The sequence below is a fragment of the Paenibacillus athensensis genome, assembly GCF_004514475.2.
Lineage (GTDB): Bacteria > Bacillota > Bacilli > Paenibacillales > NBRC-103111 > Paenibacillus_AL > Paenibacillus_AL athensensis.
Genome location: NZ_MYFO02000054.1, coordinates 1 through 536 on the forward strand (window position 1 = coordinate 1; position 536 = coordinate 536).

The window sequence follows — 536 nt, forward strand, 5'->3', positions numbered from 1 at the left end:
CGGCGGAAAGCGTGGACGGCAGCAAGCTGGCTGCGGAAGCGGTGAGCGAGGCGCATGTGGCGGACGGAGCGGTGACGCTGTCGAAGCTGGCAGCGGAAAGCGTGGACGGCAGCAAGCTGGTCGCGGAAGCGGTGAGCGAGCGGCACGTTGCGGACGGAGCGGTGACGCTGTCGAAGCTGGCAGCGGAGAGCGTGGACGGCAGCAAGCTGGTCGCGGAAGCGGTAAGCGAGCGTCATGTGGCGGACGGAGCGGTGACGCTGTCGAAGCTGGCGGCGGAGAGCGTGGACGGCAGCAAGCTGGTCGCGGAAGCGGTGAGCGAGGGGCATGTGGCGGACGGAGCGGTGACGCTGACGAAGCTGGCGGCGGAAAGCGTGGACGGCAGCAAGCTGATCGCGGAAGCGGTGAGCGCGCGTCATCTGGCGGACGGAGCGGTGACGCTGTCAAAGCTGGCCGCAGGCAGCGTCGATGGGACGAAGCTTACCGGCAAAAGCGTGGACGGCACGAAGCTGACGTCGGAATCGGTAAGTGAGCGCCAT

At 67.9% G+C, this 536-nt stretch carries 1 pseudogene; it reads left to right on the top strand.

The annotated features are described in order from the left end of the window. Nucleotides 1-536, top strand: a pseudogene (locus B5M42_RS25155) (hypothetical protein); the annotation flags it as partial.